This is a genomic window from Azoarcus taiwanensis (assembly GCF_012910885.1).
Taxonomy (GTDB): Bacteria; Pseudomonadota; Gammaproteobacteria; order Burkholderiales; family Rhodocyclaceae; genus Azoarcus_F; species Azoarcus_F taiwanensis.
Genome location: NZ_WTVM01000004.1, coordinates 33,219 through 50,800, shown reverse-complemented (window position 1 = coordinate 50,800; position 17,582 = coordinate 33,219). Strand labels below are relative to the sequence as shown.

The window sequence follows — 17,582 nt, the reverse complement described above, 5'->3', positions numbered from 1 at the left end:
CAAAGTGTCTTGCTAGTAGCTGTTGAGAGGAATGGCGTCCCGGGTAATCCCGGGACGCCAACTTCGGAGGGTTATTGGATGACTTACGGAATCCGCCTGCACGTCTGGGGCGATCGGGCCTGCTTCACGCGGCCGGAAATGAAGGTGGAGCGGGTGAGCTACGACGTCATTACCCCGTCGGCCGCGCGCGGCATCCTGGAGGCTATTCACTGGAAGCCGGCGATCCGCTGGGTGGTGGATCGCATCCATGTGCTCAAGCCGGTGCGCTTTGAATCCATCCGCCGCAACGAGGTTGGTAGCAAGCTGTCGCCGGGCAATGTGAGCAGGGCGATGAAGGCGGGCTCCACCGCCGGGCTGGCGACCTACGTCGATGAAGACCGCCAGCAGCGTGCCGCCACGGTGTTGCGCGACGTGGCCTATGTGATCGAGGCTCACTTCGAACTCACCGACAAAGCCGGGCCGGACGATTCGGTGGGCAAGCATCTGGACATCTTCAACCGCCGCGCCCGCAAGGGGCAGCACTTTCACGCACCCTGCCTGGGTGTGCGCGAGTTTCCCGCCCACTTCGAGTTGATCGAGGACGGTCAGCCGCTGCCCGACGCGCATCCCGAACGCGATGCGGACAAGGACCTGGGCTGGATGCTGCACGACATCGATTTCGCCCGGGACATGACGCCGCGCTTCTTTCGCGCGCAGTTGAAGGCAGGCGTCATCGAGGTGCCGCCGTGGCAGGGCGAGGAGGTCAAGTCATGATCCTGCAGGCGTTGAACCGCTATTACGAGCGGCTGATCGAGCAACAGGCCGAGGATGTGGCCCCCGCCGGCTGCAGCCAGGAAAAGATCAGCTTCGAGATCCTGCTGACACCGGATGGCGATGTGGCGCAGGTCAACGACATTCGCGACACCTCCGGCAAGAAACCCCTGCCGCGCATGCTCAATGTGCCGCAGGCCGAAAAACGCACAGTGGGCATCAAGTCCAACTTGCTGTGGGACAAGACCAGCTACGTGCTTGGTGTGAGCAACACCAGCAAGCGCGCCGACAAGGAGCATGAGGCCTTCGTCGAATTGCATGAAACCGTGCTCGCCGGCGAGGACGACCCCGGACTCCAGGCCTTGCTCAGTTTCCTGCGCGGCTGGTCGCCGGAGCAGTTCGAGGAACGTGGCTTCCCTGCCGACATGGTCGACGCCAACCTCGTGTTCCGGATGGTCGGCGAACAGTGCTACCTGCACGACCGACCAGCCGCGCAGGCGGTGCGTGCCCGTCTGCTCGCAGGCGACGCGGGAAAGGAAGCGGCGGCAAGCGGGGTGGTCTGCCTGGTCAGCGGCGAAGTGGCGCCGGTGGCCCGCCTGCATCCGTCGATTAAGGGCGTATGGGGCGCGCAAGTTGCTGGCGCCTCCATCGTCTCGTTCAACCTCGACGCCTTCAAGTCCTACGGCAAGGACCAGGGGTACAACGCTCCGGTGTCCGAACAAGCCGCCTTTGCCTACACCACGGCGTTGAACTATCTGCTGCGTCGGGGCGAACACAACCGCCAGCGCCTGCAAGTGGGCGACACCTCGGTGGTGTTCTGGGCCGAGGCTGCGGATGCCGCTCAAGCGGCAGCGGCCGAAGACACCCTCTTCGCCATGCTCAGCCCGCCTGCCGATGATGCCTCGGAGGCAGCCCGGGTACGTGCGGTGCTGGACCGCATCGCGAAAGGCCGCCCGGTGACGGACCTCGCGCCCAATCTCGAACCCGACACCCGCATGTATGTGCTGGGCCTCGCACCCAACGCCTCGCGCCTGTCGGTACGCTTCTGGCAGGTGGATACGCTGGGGATGCTCGCTGGCCGTATCGCCCAGCATGCGGAAGATCTGCTTCTGGAGCCGCTGCCGTGGCGCACCGAGCCGTCCGTATATCGGCTGGTGCTGGCAACGGTGCCGCACCGCGAGGGCGCCAAACCCAAGGCCGACGACGCGATCAACATCGTCATCGGCGAGACGATGCGCGCCATTCTCAGCGGCGGGCCGTATCCACGCAGTCTGTTGGCCAACACCATCATGCGGTTTCGGGCGGACGGAGACATTTCCGGCCTGCGCGTGGCCTTGTGCAAGGGCGTTCTGGCGCGCGAACGGCGCCGGGACATTCGTACATCCGAGGAGGAGATCCCCGTGAGTCTCGACAAGCAATCCACCCAGCCCGGTTACCTGCTCGGGCGGCTGTTCGCAGTGCTGGAAAACGTGCAGCGCGCCGCCCTGGGCGGCCAGGTCAACGCCACGATTCGCGACCGCTTCTACGGCGCGGCATCGGCCACACCGGCCTCGATCTTTCCGGTGCTGTTGCGCAACACCCAGAACCACCTCGGCAAGCTGCGCAAGGAGCGCATGGGCCAGGCGGTGAACCTGGAGAAAGACATCCGCGAGATCGTCGGCGGCCTGCCCGAGCAGTTCCCGCGCAGCCTCAGGATCGAAGACCAGGGCCGCTTTGCCATCGGCTACTACCACCAGTCGCAGTCCTACTTCACGCGCCGCGACGCGGCCGGGGACGCGCCCGCCGAACCCACCGACATCGAAACCGAAGGAGCCGACCAATGACCGCCATCGCCCACCGCTACGAGTTCGTTTATCTGTTCGACGTCACCAACGGCAACCCCAACGGCGACCCGGACGCCGGCAACCTGCCGCGCCTGGACCCGGAAACCAACTGCGGTCTGGTGACCGACGTCGCGCTCAAGCGCAAGATCCGCAACTTCGTCACGCTGGACAAGGACGGTGGCCCTGGTTTCGCCATCTACATGCAGGAAAAGGCGGTGCTCAACAACCAGCACAAGCGGGCCTACGACGCGCTGGAGATCAAGCCGGAAGACAAGAAGCTGCCCAAGGACGAGGCCAAGGCGCGCGAGATCACCGCCTGGATGTGCGCCAACTTCTTCGATGTGCGCACCTTTGGCGCGGTGATGACCACCGGCATCAACGCCGGCCAGGTGCGCGGGCCGGTGCAGCTGGCCTTCGCCACCTCGGTGGAGCCGGTGCTGCCGCTGGAAATCTCCATTACCCGCATGGCGGTCACCACCGAGAAGGAAGCCGAAGCGCAAAGCGGAGACAACCGCACCATGGGGCGCAAGCACATTCTGCCTTACGGGCTGTATCGCGCCCACGGTTTTGTTTCCGCCAAGCTGGCCGAGCGCACCGGCTTTTCCGATGACGACCTGCAACTGCTGTGGAACGCACTCATCAACATGTTCGAGCACGACCGCTCCGCGGCGCGGGGCGAGATGGCGGCGCGCAAGCTGATCGTGTTCGAACACGAAAACGCCATGGGCGATGCCCCGGCGCACGTGCTGTTCGACGCGGTCAAGGTGCAGCGCGCCGAGGGCACTGAAGACCGTCCCGCGCGCAACTTTGCGGACTATCGCATCAACGTCGATGCGGAAGCCATGCCCAAGGGCGTGAGCGTGCGCGAGCTGCTGTAAGGCAGCGGGCGAAGGGGGAGTGAAGCATGGAGGAGTCCGACGATCTCGTCCCCCTGTCCGCGCTGCAGCACTATCTCTACTGCCCGCGCCAGTGCGCGCTGATCCACGTCGAGCGCCTGTGGGCCGAGAACCGCCAGACTGCGGAAGGGCGTTTGCTGCACGACCGCGCCGACACCCCGCAGATCGAGCGCCGCCATGGCGTGCGCACGATTACCGCGATGCCACTGTCCAGCGCGGAACTTGGCATCGCCGGGGTGGCGGATGTCGTCGAGTTCCGGGCGGACGCGGGGGGCGAGCATCCCGTGCCGGTCGAGTACAAGCGCGGCCGCCCCAAGGCCCACCGTGCCGACGAGGTGCAGCTGTGCGCGCAGGCGCTGTGCCTGGAAGCGATGTTCGGCTGCCGGGTGGATGAGGGCGCCTTGTTCTATGGTCAGACCCGCCGTCGACAGACGGTGGTATTCGACGACGAACTGCGTCGGCTGACCCTGGAAACCATACAGGCCACGCGCGAGATGATCCGCGCGGGGCAAACACCAACGGCGAGCTATCTGGCGAAACGCTGCGACGCCTGTTCACTCATCGAGCTATGCCAACCCAAGCTGCTCGGCAAGGGGCGGGACGTCGAAGCCTGGCTACGCGAGCAGATTGCCGAGGAGCCCTGACGCATGCGCCGCCAGCTCAACACCGTATACGTGACCACCGAAGGCGCGTGGCTGCGCAAGGACGGCGAAAACATCGTCATGGAGGTGGAAGGCGAAACCCGCGCCCGCCTGCCGGCACACATGCTCGACGGCCTGGTGTGCTTTGGCCGTGTGCTGGTGTCGCCGCCGCTGCTCGGCTACTGCGCCGAGCAGGGGATTTGCGTGAGCTATCTGAGCCCCAACGGCAAATTCCTCGCTCGCGTGGAAGGGCCGGTCTCCGGCAACGTGTTGCTGCGCCGCGAGCAGTACCGACGCAGCGATGACGGGGCGCGCTGCGCCGCCATCGTGCGCAACCTGCTGGTGGGCAAGGTGCACAACCAGCGCGCGGTGGTGTCACGTGGGCTGCGCGACTACGGTGACGATCTGCCGCCAGCGGCGCGCGACGCGCTCGCCCATACCGACAAGCGCCTGAAGCGCATCGGTGCGCGGTTGCTTGGCGAGGCACCGGTCGACGTGTTGCGCGGCCTGGAGGGCGAAGCGGCTCAGGCCTACTTCGGCGTGCTCGATCACCTCATCCGCGTGCCGGACGCGGCAATGCGGTTCGGCGGTCGTAGCCGGCGTCCGCCCACTGATGCAGCGAATGCGCTGCTGTCCTTTCTCTATACCCTGCTGACGCACGATTGCCGCTCTGCGCTCGAAACCGTGGGCCTCGATCCCGCCGTCGGGTTTCTCCACCGAGACCGCCCCGGTCGTCCCAGCCTGGCGCTGGATCTCGTCGAAGAGTTCCGACCCGTGTTCGCCGACCGTCTGGCCCTGTCGCTGATCAACCGCAAGCAGGTATCCGCACGCGACTTCACCCGCCTGGACAACGGTGCGGTGTTGCTGAAGGAGGACTCGCGCAAGACGGTGCTCACCGCCTATCAGGAACGCAAGCGCGAGCAATTGCGCCACGTGTTCCTCGACGAGAAACTCGACATCGGCCTCTTCCCCGCCATCCAGGCGCAGTTGCTCGCCCGGCATCTGCGCGGCGACCTGGATGCCTATCCGCCCTTTCTGTGGAAATAGGTGCCGCCATGATGGTTCTCGTCAGCTACGATGTCAGCACCACCAGCACCAGCGGTCAGAAACGCCTGCGCCGGATCGCCAAGGCATGCCGGGACTACGGCCAGCGGGTGCAATATTCCGTGTTCGAGATCGAAGTGGATTTCGCGCAGTGGACCTTTCTCAAGAGCAAGCTGTGCGACCTGATCAACCCGGAGCAGGACAGTCTGCGTTTCTACTACCTCGGCAAGAACTGGCAGACCAAAGTCGAACACGTCGGTGCCAAAGCGGTGCTCGACCTGAAGGGCCCGCTCATCCTTTGAATTTCCGTTCGCGAACCTGTAGCGGTCAGCCAATACCCGGCAGGTTCGCGACACCTCAAAGCCACCGGTTCTCCCGGCATCCGGGCGCGGCGTACAGCCACCAGGCCGCGTTTTCGCGGCAACACACCCGCGGTTCGCCGAGATCCGGTATTTTTCGTATTGTCTTCATGCTGTTGTGAGGACGCAGTCGCGCCCCGCGTGGGCGCGTGGATTGAAACTTCACCCACTGCGTTGTTTCCAGAATCAAAGCATGTCGCGCCCCGCGTGGGCGCGTGGATTGAAACACGTTGAAATGGGGTTGGATGAATCGACCGGACGGGTCGCGCCCCGCGTGGGCGCGTGGATTGAAACACGACGAATTAACTCGTGCTGCCGATTGCGTCCCGGTCGCGCCCCGCGTGGGCGCGTGGATTGAAACGGCATATCTGCAAGGCGTTGCGGGAAGGGCGGCGCGTGTCGCGCCCCGCGTGGGCGCGTGGATTGAAACCCTGGCATGGGATCGGGAAGCGGTGAGGGCGATGGGGTCGCGCCCCGCGTGGGCGCGTGGATTGAAACTATAAAGGCGAAACCCACACAGAAGAACCTTACGTCGCGCCCCGCGTGGGCGCGTGGATTGAAACAATTCTGAGACTTACTTATGCGAATCGCCTCCAAATGTCGCGCCCCGCGTGGGCGCGTGGATTGAAACATCATGCATGTGCTTGCGTATATCGGGGTTATCCGGGTCGCGCCCCGCGTGGGCGCGTGGATTGAAACGGTTCGAAGGTCGCAACGGTGCACCGTTGGGGCCAAGTCGCGCCCCGCGTGGGCGCGTGGATTGAAACTTGCTGGCGTCTCCGATCATCGTTGGTGCGATCATGTCGCGCCCCGCGTGGGCGCGTGGATTGAAACCGTCACCCCCACGAAGGGTGAGCGCAAAGGCGACCGTCGCGCCCCGCGTGGGCGCGTGGATTGAAACCATAGATCGGCCTTCCCGAAGTAGGGCGCGCAAAGTCGCGCCCCGCGTGGGCGCGTGGATTGAAACCGTTGAAATGGGGTTGGATGAATCGACCGGACGGGTCGCGCCCCGCGTGGGCGCGTGGATTGAAACCTGCTCGGGGAATGGACGAACGTACCTACGGGGGGCGTCGCGCCCCGCGTGGGCGCGTGGATTGAAACTTGATTGCAGTGTCAGTGATTCCAGCGGGAACCGGTCGCGCCCCGCGTGGGCGCGTGGATTGAAACGACTGTTCGCACCCGCTGTTGATGCGGTCATGTCCGTCGCGCCCCGCGTGGGCGCGTGGATTGAAACACTTGCTTCAGCCATATTCGGGCGATGACATGATTGTCGCGCCCCGCGTGGGCGCGTGGATTGAAACCGCTTATGCGTATGCACCGTCGCAGATTTATAAGCGTCGCGCCCCGCGTGGGCGCGTGGATTGAAACACACGCCATGGCGGCTGATTGATCGCCTCGCGGACGGTCGCGCCCCGCGTGGGCGCGTGGATTGAAACAATGCGTTCATTGTTGAACTGACGCTGAATCTTGCGTCGCGCCCCGCGTGGGCGCGTGGATTGAAACCGCAGCCGTTGACCATTGGTGAAATCATCAAACTTGTCGCGCCCCGCGTGGGCGCGTGGATTGAAACACGTACCTTGCGCTGGTGAAGGCAGGGTACGGAAGTCGCGCCCCGCGTGGGCGCGTGGATTGAAACGTTGCTGGCGTCACGGTCTTGTGTGCGCTTCACTGTCGCGCCCCGCGTGGGCGCGTGGATTGAAACTGTGTCTGTTTTGTGTCAATCCGCAAAATTTGAGCGTCGCGCCCCGCGTGGGCGCGTGGATTGAAACAGCGTGCAGGCCATGATTCTGGCAGGTGCCGTACAAGTCGCGCCCCGCGTGGGCGCGTGGATTGAAACCAGTGCATCACGTCACGCACTTGCTTGTGCCAGGTCGCGCCCCGCGTGGGCGCGTGGATTGAAACTGGCAGTTATGCCGGAAACGACTGGATGCAGACCGTGTCGCGCCCCGCGTGGGCGCGTGGATTGAAACAGCAACAACCCGAACAGCAGGGGTTTTGCAGATCGTCGCGCCCCGCGTGGGCGCGTGGATTGAAACTTCAAGTATGGATTCCAGCGCGTCCAGCTTGGCATCAGTCGCGCCCCGCGTGGGCGCGTGGATTGAAACGTCGTGCGCTTCTTGAGTACTCCTGTTATCTCGCGTCGCGCCCCGCGTGGGCGCGTGGATTGAAACCAGCGCTTTGTAGCCCACGCAGAACATCTCGAGCGTCGCGCCCCGCGTGGGCGCGTGGATTGAAACTCTTGGGTCTCGGCCTCCCGCCTTTCTCAGCTACTGTCGCGCCCCGCGTGGGCGCGTGGATTGAAACAAAACCCCCATCCGGCCATCACGCCAAACACCACGTCGCGCCCCGCGTGGGCGCGTGGATTGAAACGTGAGCATCCCTTTAAGGTCCTGCCCGGCCAACCACGTCGCGCCCCGCGTGGGCGCGTGGATTGAAACGCCTCGCCGGCATCACCCCCGCAGCCATGGCGAGTCGCGCCCCGCGTGGGCGCGTGGATTGAAACACCGCCCCATTCGCCCTATCGAGCGAAAGCATCATCGTCGCGCCCCGCGTGGGCGCGTGGATTGAAACACGAAACGACGGCGCACGGGCTCGGGCGTGGTGTGTCGCGCCCCGCGTGGGCGCGTGGATTGAAACCCGGCTGACGAGGAGCCGCTGATCCGCATCGAGCGTCGCGCCCCGCGTGGGCGCGTGGATTGAAACCCAACCTCCGGAACGAGGTTGGGAAGGTTGGGAAGTCGCGCCCCGCGTGGGCGCGTGGATTGAAACCGTCGCATAACGTCTGTCAGCGCCGCCCGAGCTGCGTCGCGCCCCGCGTGGGCGCGTGGATTGAAACACCGGCTACGTGGGCGCTACTCTGCTGCCGGGCGTCGCGCCCCGCGTGGGCGCGTGGATTGAAACACCGGCTCCGGAGTTCGTCGTGCCGACGATGCTGCGGTCGCGCCCCGCGTGGGCGCGTGGATTGAAACCGGTACGCAGCCTCACGGCTCGGCATGCGCCTTGGTCGCGCCCCGCGTGGGCGCGTGGATTGAAACAATGGGATGTTCGCAAATAGAGCCGATGGCATCGGTCGCGCCCCGCGTGGGCGCGTGGATTGAAACTTCGGCAGGGTCGCGTCAATCGTCGCCGAGTACGTGTCGCGCCCCGCGTGGGCGCGTGGATTGAAACAACCGCCCCGGTGCGGTTGAGCTGGATGACATTGGTCGCGCCCCGCGTGGGCGCGTGGATTGAAACCTCATCACCGCGCCTCCAGCCGATATACGCCATACGTCGCGCCCCGCGTGGGCGCGTGGATTGAAACACCGTCGGCAGAGATTGCAGATGATCGCTCATTTGTCGCGCCCCGCGTGGGCGCGTGGATTGAAACGAAATCCAGACCGCGACGACCGCGATCCCGACCACGGTCGCGCCCCGCGTGGGCGCGTGGATTGAAACTCGGTGAGCGCGTCGGCCAGGATCTGCTGCGCGGGTCGCGCCCCGCGTGGGCGCGTGGATTGAAACGGGTTTACCAACGTGCTCGAGGGGCACCCGTTTGGTCGCGCCCCGCGTGGGCGCGTGGATTGAAACTCCGGAATGACGCTGACGGCGTCGACCGGCTCGGGGTCGCGCCCCGCGTGGGCGCGTGGATTGAAACGCCGGAAACATGCACACTAAACCGGCCGCCGATGTCGCGCCCCGCGTGGGCGCGTGGATTGAAACGACCCGGAAGCCTGCCGCGAGTGGCTGAGTGACCGTCGCGCCCCGCGTGGGCGCGTGGATTGAAACTTCCGCGCCCGCATGGAGGGCGAAACCTTCGCCGGGTCGCGCCCCGCGTGGGCGCGTGGATTGAAACATTCGTGGCACGAGCGGATCTTCTATAACCGGCGTCGCGCCCCGCGTGGGCGCGTGGATTGAAACGCGAGCTTGAACGCACCGCTTTCCCAATGGGCTTGTCGCGCCCCGCGTGGGCGCGTGGATTGAAACCAAACGTCCGTCCACGTGTATTGCTGCGCGTACGCGTCGCGCCCCGCGTGGGCGCGTGGATTGAAACGCCAACCCGACCAACATGGCCGGCCCGCGACTGTGGGTCGCGCCCCGCGTGGGCGCGTGGATTGAAACGAGCATTTTCGCGGCGCGGCGTCGATTGCCAAGGCGGTCGCGCCCCGCGTGGGCGCGTGGATTGAAACGGCCCGGAAGTGCGTCATCTGCAAGTCGAATTTACGTCGCGCCCCGCGTGGGCGCGTGGATTGAAACGCCACTACGGGCACGATCAAGCACAGCCACAACGTCGCGCCCCGCGTGGGCGCGTGGATTGAAACACCGGCCAAGCGTGCGCGCAATCGCAAGATCCAGGTCGCGCCCCGCGTGGGCGCGTGGATTGAAACATAAACTCGACGCGCATCGACACGCGCCGCCGCCACGTCGCGCCCCGCGTGGGCGCGTGGATTGAAACGTGCGGGAAGGGGGAATCACTTACGCCCGCCACGGTCGCGCCCCGCGTGGGCGCGTGGATTGAAACGCGGCCAGGAAGTCGGCCACCACATCGCCGAACCGGTCGCGCCCCGCGTGGGCGCGTGGATTGAAACCGTCTTGTTGCATGCGGGCCACCTCCGCGGGCATCGTCGCGCCCCGCGTGGGCGCGTGGATTGAAACCTGTGGTGCATATCGCGTGGTACAGAAGCCGGGAGTCGCGCCCCGCGTGGGCGCGTGGATTGAAACAGCACCGACCCTGTGCCACCCGTTGAGCTGGAGTGTCGCGCCCCGCGTGGGCGCGTGGATTGAAACGATTTTTCGACGAACGCGCTTCCTGCCGACCCTCGTCGCGCCCCGCGTGGGCGCGTGGATTGAAACAGCGCGACTTTCGCCGGGTCCAGATTGACATACCGAGTCGCGCCCCGCGTGGGCGCGTGGATTGAAACCGTCGCAAACGTCAGCCGGCGTCCGGTGCCCTGATGTCGCGCCCCGCGTGGGCGCGTGGATTGAAACGGCTGACGAACGCAAGGCTATGTCTGTCGGCTCCGGTCGCGCCCCGCGTGGGCGCGTGGATTGAAACCGGGTCAATCATCCCGTCAAGGTCAATGCCCAGCGTCGCGCCCCGCGTGGGCGCGTGGATTGAAACGATGACCTGGATCTCGAGCACCTGGCGGGTGTCGAGGGTCGCGCCCCGCGTGGGCGCGTGGATTGAAACGTAATGGCCTCTGACGGTTTGACGGTGCGGCTTGGTCGCGCCCCGCGTGGGCGCGTGGATTGAAACGGCGAGTCGGCGCGGCAGAACTTTGACCGCGCCACCGGTCGCGCCCCGCGTGGGCGCGTGGATTGAAACAACACCGTTGGCGCGACGGGGCCGACTTGGATTGCGTCGCGCCCCGCGTGGGCGCGTGGATTGAAACAACTCCGCACCCATCGACGCCATCACCCCGCAGCACGTCGCGCCCCGCGTGGGCGCGTGGATTGAAACATCGACAACGATGAGGGCGTTATCTTCCGCCCAAGTCGCGCCCCGCGTGGGCGCGTGGATTGAAACTACATCAACCGCTGACATGATCCCGAGCAACTGCCGTCGCGCCCCGCGTGGGCGCGTGGATTGAAACACCCCAGCGTCCGGCGAACCAAACCAGATCTTGCGAGTCGCGCCCCGCGTGGGCGCGTGGATTGAAACGAGATCCTCCACGCCCGCTTCGCCAACAGCGTCGGTCGCGCCCCGCGTGGGCGCGTGGATTGAAACAGGTTGATCGTGACGGTGCCAAGCTGAGGGCCGGCGTCGCGCCCCGCGTGGGCGCGTGGATTGAAACGCACCATCAAATACCAGCGCCGGGTGGCTGGACTCGTCGCGCCCCGCGTGGGCGCGTGGATTGAAACGGTTGACTGGCACGCCCTGGTTGCGGACGATGCCGTCGCGCCCCGCGTGGGCGCGTGGATTGAAACGCGCTGGTAGTGCTCGACCAGGGCGCGCAACTCGTCGGTCGCGCCCCGCGTGGGCGCGTGGATTGAAACACCTTCTCCGTCGCCATCGCCCTCACCGCTTCCCGTCGCGCCCCGCGTGGGCGCGTGGATTGAAACACCATGTATCGAGACGGCGTGCACGGTGGCTGGATAGTCGCGCCCCGCGTGGGCGCGTGGATTGAAACGGGATCGGCTGGATTTTCGATGATGTCGTCCGGGGGGTCGCGCCCCGCGTGGGCGCGTGGATTGAAACGCGGCCTGGCGCTCGTATCTCCGGGAGGTGGCGCGTCGCGCCCCGCGTGGGCGCGTGGATTGAAACACTTGCTGAGGATACGTTGCATTGGGGCGTCACTGGTCGCGCCCCGCGTGGGCGCGTGGATTGAAACGTGCCACGACGTACCCGGGTCTGGATTGATGTGTCGCGCCCCGCGTGGGCGCGTGGATTGAAACTGGCGCAACAGGTAGTTTTCGCGGCGAGCCGGGCTGTCGCGCCCCGCGTGGGCGCGTGGATTGAAACAGACCCTCGATATACGCGACAACGCGCCGCCCTTCGTCGCGCCCCGCGTGGGCGCGTGGATTGAAACGCTGCCGTTATGGTGGCGGCTGTGTTTGACGTGGCGTCGCGCCCCGCGTGGGCGCGTGGATTGAAACTTTTGCTGACCGCTCGATTTGCTTGGTCTTGCGCAGGTCGCGCCCCGCGTGGGAGCGTGGATTGAAACTTCACGCCGAAGGATCGCTGCTTCAGGCGCTCCGCGTTCTTCACAGCGGGTGGGCTTCACCAATCACTCGCGCGCGGATCCGCTTGGGCAGGTCACGGGGTGTGACCACATCAACGCGAACGCCCAGCATGTCTTCAAGCTCTACCTGCAGGTCACCCAAGTCGAACAGAGTCGTTCCAGGTTGTGGATCCACGAGCAGATCGAGATCACTGCCGTCCTTGTCGGTTCCATGCAATACCGAACCGAACACCCGCGGATTGCGCACACGAAACCGCGCGACCGCGTCGCGGATCAACTGCTCGCGGTGTCGAAGTGCGTCCGAGGGTTTCATGAATCACCTGAATTGAACCAGTACTAGCATTCGACCAAGGGGGGATTGGAATGCAATAACGTTTGAACATCCGGCGCATTGCTTCAAACTCGAGCGAACACGCGACGCGCGCCTCAACGCTGGAACCTCCACGAACAGATGTTTTCATAGTCCGTGTTGTGGTCAGCTGTTTTCGTATCGAAACAGACTCATCGTCACCACCGCCACCGGAGGGTCAACCATGAACAGCAGGGAATTGGCCGTAGCCATTCTTGCGCTTTCGATTTCGTTGCAAGTCAGCGCGGAAACCTCGGCGGCACCGGAGAACGTCGTGGTGATCGAGATCCGCGACTATCAGTTCATGCCGGCAGAGCTCACGATTGCGCCCGGAACGACGGTGCGCTGGGAGAATCATGAGCGACGCCAGTATCACAATGTGTATTTCGAGCAACTCGGCGACGAGCCGCGTGATTACTTCTGGCCCGGCGAGTATCGCGAGCGCACCTTCGACGAGGTGGGTACGTTCGAATACATCTGCGAGCCGCACAACAGCTCACACGCCATGCGCGGCGTGATCCACGTGAAGGAATGAGCTGGGCAACACTGCAAACGATCACTCCAGCCTGCAGACCCAAAGAGCGACCATGCCCGCCAAATCCACCTACACCGCCCTGACTGAACACTACGCACGGCTCCACCGCTACCACCACCTTTCCGCCATCCTCGGCTGGGACCGCAGCGCGATGATGCCCCCCGGAGGCATGGAGGCCCGGGCCGCAGCCGAGGCGGAGCTGAATGCATTGATCCACCGACACCGCACGGACGCGCGCATGGCGGGCTGGATCGAGGCGGCGGAGCAGGAGGCGCTGAACGATTTCGAGCGCGCCAACCTGCGCGAGATCCGCCGCGATTGGCGCGAGGCCAATGCACTGCCCGAGGCGCTGGTCGAGGCCAAGACGCTGGCCGAAGCGCGATGCGAGCACGCGTGGCGCACGCAGCGCGGGGCAAACGACTGGGCTGGCTTTCTGCCGAACTTTCGCGAGGTGTTGCGCCTGGCGCGAGAGGAGGCACGCTACCTCGCGGACGACAGCGGGCTCGAACCCTACGATGCGTTGCTCGACCGTTATGAGCCAGGCGCGCGGGCAGCCGATCTCGCCCGCCTGTTCGGCGAGGTGCGTGGCTGGCTCCCGGACCTGGTGGCACGGATACGTGACAAACAGGCAAGCGAGCGGGTGATCGAGCCGGTCGGCCCATTTCCACGCGAGCGCCAGCGCACACTGGGCCTGGAGATGATGAAGCTGCTCGGCTTTGATTTCGAGGCGGGCAGACTGGACGAAAGCGCGCACCCCTTCAGCGGCGGCGTCCCCGAGGACGTACGGCTGACAACCCGTTATCGTGAGGATGACTTTACCCAGAGCCTGATGGGCATCATCCACGAAACCGGACATGCCCGTTATGAGCAGAATCTGCCGCGCGAATGGCTGGGTCAACCGATCGCGCAGGCACGCTCCTTCGGCATTCACGAGAGCCAGAGTCTCGCCTTCGAGATGCAGCTCGCGCGCAGCCGCGCGTTCGCCGACCTACTGGCGCCGATGCTGGCCGAGCATCTCGGCGCGCAGGCCGCGTTCGAACCCGGCAACCTCCATCGCCTGCTCACACGAGTCCGCCCGGGGCTGATCCGCGTCGACGCCGACGAGGTCACCTACCCGGCCCACGTGATACTGCGTTTCGAAATTGAACGTGCGCTGATCGCCGGCGAGGCCGAGGCGGAGGACGTGCCTGTCTTGTGGGACTCGCAGATGGCCGTGCTGCTCGATCTCGACACCCGAGACAATTATCGCGACGGCTGCATGCAGGACGTGCATTGGCCTGCAGGCGCCTTCGGCTACTTCCCGAGCTATACGCTCGGTGCGATCTACGCGGCGCAGTGGTTTGCTGCGATCAGACGCGAGACGCCCGATCTGGACGCGCAAATCGCCCGCGGCGAACTCTCGGCTGTGTTCGAATGGCTGCGCACGAATATCTGGTCGCAGGCGAGCCGCTGGGAGACCCCCGAACTGGTCCGGCGCGCGAGCGGAAGCGCCCTGGACGCCACTCACCTGCGGCGGCACCTCGAAACACGCTACCTGGGCTAGCCCCGCCCCTCCAGAAGCGCGTCGATATCCACATCGTCGATCTGTGTCGGGTCGAGAAATCGTTTCGCGTAGCTCAGATAGACACCGCTGCGCAGGAAGAGCTCGAACAGTTCGGCATCGATGTGGCCGGCATCGCAAAACTCCGCGAGGATCGCAACCGACTCGGACAAGGTCTTGCCGGTCTTGTAGGGGCGGTCCGCCGCGGTGAGCGCTTCGAAGATGTCGGCAATCGCCATGATGCGCGCCGGGATCGACAGCTCCTCGGCGTTGAGTCTACGCGGATAGCCAGTGCCGGTGAGGGTTTCGTGATGGGTACCGGCGTATTCCGGCACTCGCCTCAATTGCCGGGGCAGCGGAAGTTTCTCGAGCATCAGAATGGTCTGGATGATGTGCTCGTTGATCTTGTAGCGCTCTTCGGGGGTGAGGGTGCCGCGCCGCACCGAGAGATTGTGGAGTTCCCCGAAGTCGTAGAGGCAATCCGGAACCGCCATCCTGAATCCGTGTTGCTCGTCATGACGCTGCGCCGCGGGCCGCTCCACACGGTGATGAGGCTTGTCGGCGAGCAGCGGCTCCCGCGCCGGGAGCGCTTCGACGGGGCGCGCCGCCATGCGGGTTGCCTCTTCGTGCGACAAGCCGATCCGGTCGTCGAAATGTCGCAGCCAGGTTTGCGCACCGATGCGCTGCAACCGGTGCACGTCGGCATCGTCCATGGCCTCGCCGCCGATATTGCAGGCGGCCACGAAGGCGAAGTCCTCGATCAGCTTGGTCCGGCGCGCAGCGAAGGTTTTGCGCGACTCGGCGACATCGCCACCCGAGACGAGCGTCTTCAGATGGGCGATCTCCGCATCACGCAGCAAGACCTCGAAGCGCGTGCGTATCTCGTGGATGCGGTTGTAGAGGGTTTCCAGCTTGGTCGCCTTGTCGACCACGAACTCGGGTGTCGTGACCTTGCCGCAGTCGTGCAACCAGGCACCGACGCGAAACTCGCGCCACTGGTCCTCGGTGTCGAAGCGAAAACCCGCGAGACCGCCTTCGTCAGACTTGCTGGCCGCCTCGGCGAGCATGAGTGCCAGTTCGGGCACCCGCTCGCAATGTCCGCCGGTATAGGGACTCTTCGCATCGATCGCGCCGGCTATGATGCGGATCAGCGCGTCCATCAGCACCCGTTGCCCTTCGAGCAGGTTCTGGTTGTCGAGCGCCATGCCCGCCTGCGCCGCGAGCAGGTCGCAAAAGGGCACGATCGCTTCTGAGAACGCGCCTGCTTCGCGGGTCAGATGCAGCACGCCGAGCACTCGGCCGTCCGCGCCCAGCATGGGCAGCGCCAGTATCGCGGCGCTATGGCAAGCAGTGAGCCGATCGAACGCATCGAGAAAGTCGTGATCGAATCGCGGATCATCGCCGGGACGCGCGACCGAAAGGCTCGCGCGGGACACCGCCACGAACACTGGAAGCACGCCTGTGGCCGGGGAGCCGTGTTCATCGCGCAGCGGCAAGGGCTCGGGCAGCACGGCCGGTTCGGCGCTACACGCGGCAAGCTCCAGCGTGTCCTGCTCGGTAAGGAGCCACACCGAAACCAGGTCGGCCTGACTCTGCCGCATCGCGCCCGCGACGATCTCGTTAAGCAGTGGCTTGCGCTCGTGTCGGGATGCAAGCGCTAAACCGCTGTTGACCAGATCCTGCAGCTGATCGCGCGCGGCGCTCAAGGCTTCGGTTCGCGAGTGGATCGACTCTTTCATGGTGCGGTGCGCCTGGCCCAGCACATCGATCTCATAGAACAAGGTATCCACGCGGACGTCGCCGCTGAAATCAAATGTCCGCACCCGTTCGGAATCCCGCGCCAGGCTCGCGAGCGCGCCCGACGCCTGGCGAGCCATCAGAAAGGCCAGGGGCAAGGAAAGCCCCAGCACGATGAGCGAAAGCAACACGATGTCGTCGCGCGCACGCACGATGTGCCGATCGAATGCCGACAGCGGCGCAAAGGCGGCGATCCGGTAACTCACCCCGGGCAAGGCCTGCACCTCGCGCACAGCGAGGACATACGGTTGCCCGTCGAGCGACACGCTGCGACTGATCTCCCCCGCGGCATCGCCGAGCGCCTCGGCCAGTGCAGCGAACTCGGGCGGACCGCTGTGATCCAGCGGTGCGAGAAGCTCGAAACCCGCCCGCAGCGCCGTACCCGACGCATCTCCGCCAAACGCGAGCACGCGTCCGGCGGGGTCCAGGATCAGCAATCCACCGGGTTGCCCGGCAACCGATTCGGCGACGAAGGCGGACAGCGCGGCGAGCGAGAGATCGACCCCGACCACACCCGGCGCCTCGTCGATCCGCCGCGCGACCGTCAGTCCCAGCGCGCCCGATGACTGAAAAACGTAGGGCTCGGTCAGTACCAGCTCGTGATGCGCTCGCGCAGTGCGATACCAGTCCCGCTCGGTCGGGTCGTATTCCGCGCGGGATTCACGATGACCCACAGAGGCGCCCTCGAGGTCGACGAACTCCCAGCGTTCGACACGAACCCCCTCCTCGCGCGCAATCGCGCGTCGCGCAAAAGCGGTGCCCGGCGGTGCATCGAGGGCTTCCCGGATGCGGCGATCGCCTCCAACCGCGATGACCTGCACGAACTCACCCCCGTCCAGGCCGAAGTAGAGCCCGTAGATGGGTTCGTGCGAGGCGACAAAGGCCGCGAGCAGACGCTGAGCAGGTTCCATTGCCCCCGACTCGGGCAGGTACAGGGCACGCTCGAGCGATGCCAAGACGCGAACCGCGCGGCCTGCGGTGTCGATGAGCCCGCTCAGTTGCGCCGCGTTGGCGTCTGCGACACGGTCGAACACCGCCTGGGCACTTTCCTCCGCCATGCGTTCGAAACGCCCCAGTGCGGAGAACAGAAAGGCTGCGGTCAAGGACACGACGAAAGCCACCAGTACGATGGTGGCGAACACGTGCACACGAAACTTGACCGCCTTCGAAACCAAGGGCTGCTCCGGTC

10 protein-coding genes and 1 CRISPR repeat array are annotated in these 17,582 nt (G+C 65.3%); of the genes, 8 read left to right on the top strand and 2 right to left on the bottom strand.

Going from position 1 to position 17,582, the window contains the following annotated elements:
* The first annotated feature begins 78 nt into the window (after positions 1–78).
* Genes cas5c through cas2 form a run of 6 tightly spaced genes read left to right on the top strand, consistent with a single transcriptional unit; the run spans position 79 to position 5,456 of the window.
* Complete coding sequence (gene cas5c, locus GPA21_RS01305; protein WP_168986405.1) at positions 79–753, top strand: type I-C CRISPR-associated protein Cas5c; 675 nt, start codon at positions 79–81, stop codon at positions 751–753.
* Positions 750–2,573, top strand: a complete 1,824-nt coding sequence (gene cas8c / locus GPA21_RS01300) for a type I-C CRISPR-associated protein Cas8c/Csd1 (protein ID WP_168986404.1) — start codon at positions 750–752, stop codon at positions 2,571–2,573. Before cas5c ends, cas8c begins: the two co-directional genes overlap by 4 nt.
* Complete coding sequence (gene cas7c, locus GPA21_RS01295) at positions 2,570–3,451, top strand: type I-C CRISPR-associated protein Cas7/Csd2 (protein ID WP_168986403.1); 882 nt, start codon at positions 2,570–2,572, stop codon at positions 3,449–3,451. The genes cas8c and cas7c overlap by 4 nt, the downstream gene beginning before the upstream one ends.
* 26 nt (positions 3,452–3,477) lie before the next feature.
* Positions 3,478–4,113: a CRISPR-associated protein Cas4 gene (gene cas4 / locus GPA21_RS01290; protein ID WP_168986402.1), complete on the top strand. Its 636-nt coding sequence runs from the start codon at positions 3,478–3,480 to the stop codon at positions 4,111–4,113.
* 3 nt (positions 4,114–4,116) lie between these two features.
* The gene (cas1c, locus tag GPA21_RS01285; protein ID WP_168986401.1) at positions 4,117–5,157 is read left to right on the top strand and encodes a type I-C CRISPR-associated endonuclease Cas1c; all 1,041 of its coding nucleotides are present in this window, start codon (positions 4,117–4,119) and stop codon (positions 5,155–5,157) included.
* 8 nt (positions 5,158–5,165) lie between these two features.
* Positions 5,166–5,456 carry a CRISPR-associated endonuclease Cas2 gene (cas2, locus tag GPA21_RS01280; protein ID WP_168986400.1) on the top strand — a complete coding sequence of 97 codons (291 nt, stop codon included), beginning with the start codon at positions 5,166–5,168 and terminating at the stop codon, positions 5,454–5,456.
* 186 nt (positions 5,457–5,642) lie between these two features.
* Positions 5,643–12,154: direct repeats of the CRISPR family, unit length 32 nt; unit sequence GTCGCGCCCCGCGTGGGCGCGTGGATTGAAAC.
* 40 nt (positions 12,155–12,194) lie between these two features.
* On the opposite strand, the gene GPA21_RS01275 is transcribed toward cas2, so the two are convergent.
* Complete coding sequence (locus tag GPA21_RS01275) at positions 12,195–12,485, bottom strand: nucleotidyltransferase family protein (RefSeq protein WP_168986399.1); 291 nt, start codon at positions 12,483–12,485, stop codon at positions 12,195–12,197.
* A gap of 220 nt (positions 12,486–12,705) precedes the next feature.
* On the opposite strand from GPA21_RS01275, the gene GPA21_RS01270 reads away from it, so the two are divergent.
* Together GPA21_RS01270 and GPA21_RS01265 are read left to right on the top strand one after the other, a co-directional pair.
* Positions 12,706–13,056, top strand: a complete 351-nt coding sequence (locus GPA21_RS01270) for a cupredoxin domain-containing protein (protein WP_168986398.1) — start codon at positions 12,706–12,708, stop codon at positions 13,054–13,056.
* Positions 13,057–13,108: 52 nt separating this feature from the next.
* Positions 13,109–14,599 (top strand): carboxypeptidase M32, encoded by a 1,491-nt coding sequence (locus GPA21_RS01265; RefSeq protein WP_168986397.1) that lies wholly within the window; start codon positions 13,109–13,111, stop codon positions 14,597–14,599.
* Here the strand turns inward: GPA21_RS01265 and GPA21_RS01260 are convergent.
* The gene (locus GPA21_RS01260) at positions 14,596–17,568 is read right to left on the bottom strand and encodes an HD domain-containing phosphohydrolase (RefSeq protein WP_168986396.1); all 2,973 of its coding nucleotides are present in this window, start codon (positions 17,566–17,568) and stop codon (positions 14,596–14,598) included. The two genes, GPA21_RS01265 and GPA21_RS01260, sit on opposite strands and share 4 nt — an antisense overlap.
* Positions 17,569–17,582: the final 14 nt, after the last annotated feature.

Excerpts from the sequence above, each read along its gene's own strand:
- cas5c (WP_168986405.1), top strand. The coding sequence starts at position 79 with ATGACTTACGGAATCCGCCTGCACGTCTGGGGCGATCGGGCCTGCTTC.
- cas8c (WP_168986404.1), top strand. The coding sequence starts at position 750 with ATGATCCTGCAGGCGTTGAACCGCTATTACGAGCGGCTGATCGAGCAA.
- cas7c (WP_168986403.1), top strand. The coding sequence starts at position 2,570 with ATGACCGCCATCGCCCACCGCTACGAGTTCGTTTATCTGTTCGACGTC.
- cas4 (WP_168986402.1), top strand. The coding sequence starts at position 3,478 with ATGGAGGAGTCCGACGATCTCGTCCCCCTGTCCGCGCTGCAGCACTAT.
- cas1c (WP_168986401.1), top strand. The coding sequence starts at position 4,117 with ATGCGCCGCCAGCTCAACACCGTATACGTGACCACCGAAGGCGCGTGG.
- cas2 (WP_168986400.1), top strand. The coding sequence starts at position 5,166 with ATGATGGTTCTCGTCAGCTACGATGTCAGCACCACCAGCACCAGCGGT.
- GPA21_RS01275 (WP_168986399.1), bottom strand. The coding sequence starts at position 12,485 with ATGAAACCCTCGGACGCACTTCGACACCGCGAGCAGTTGATCCGCGAC.
- GPA21_RS01270 (WP_168986398.1), top strand. The coding sequence starts at position 12,706 with ATGAACAGCAGGGAATTGGCCGTAGCCATTCTTGCGCTTTCGATTTCG.
- GPA21_RS01265 (WP_168986397.1), top strand. The coding sequence starts at position 13,109 with ATGCCCGCCAAATCCACCTACACCGCCCTGACTGAACACTACGCACGG.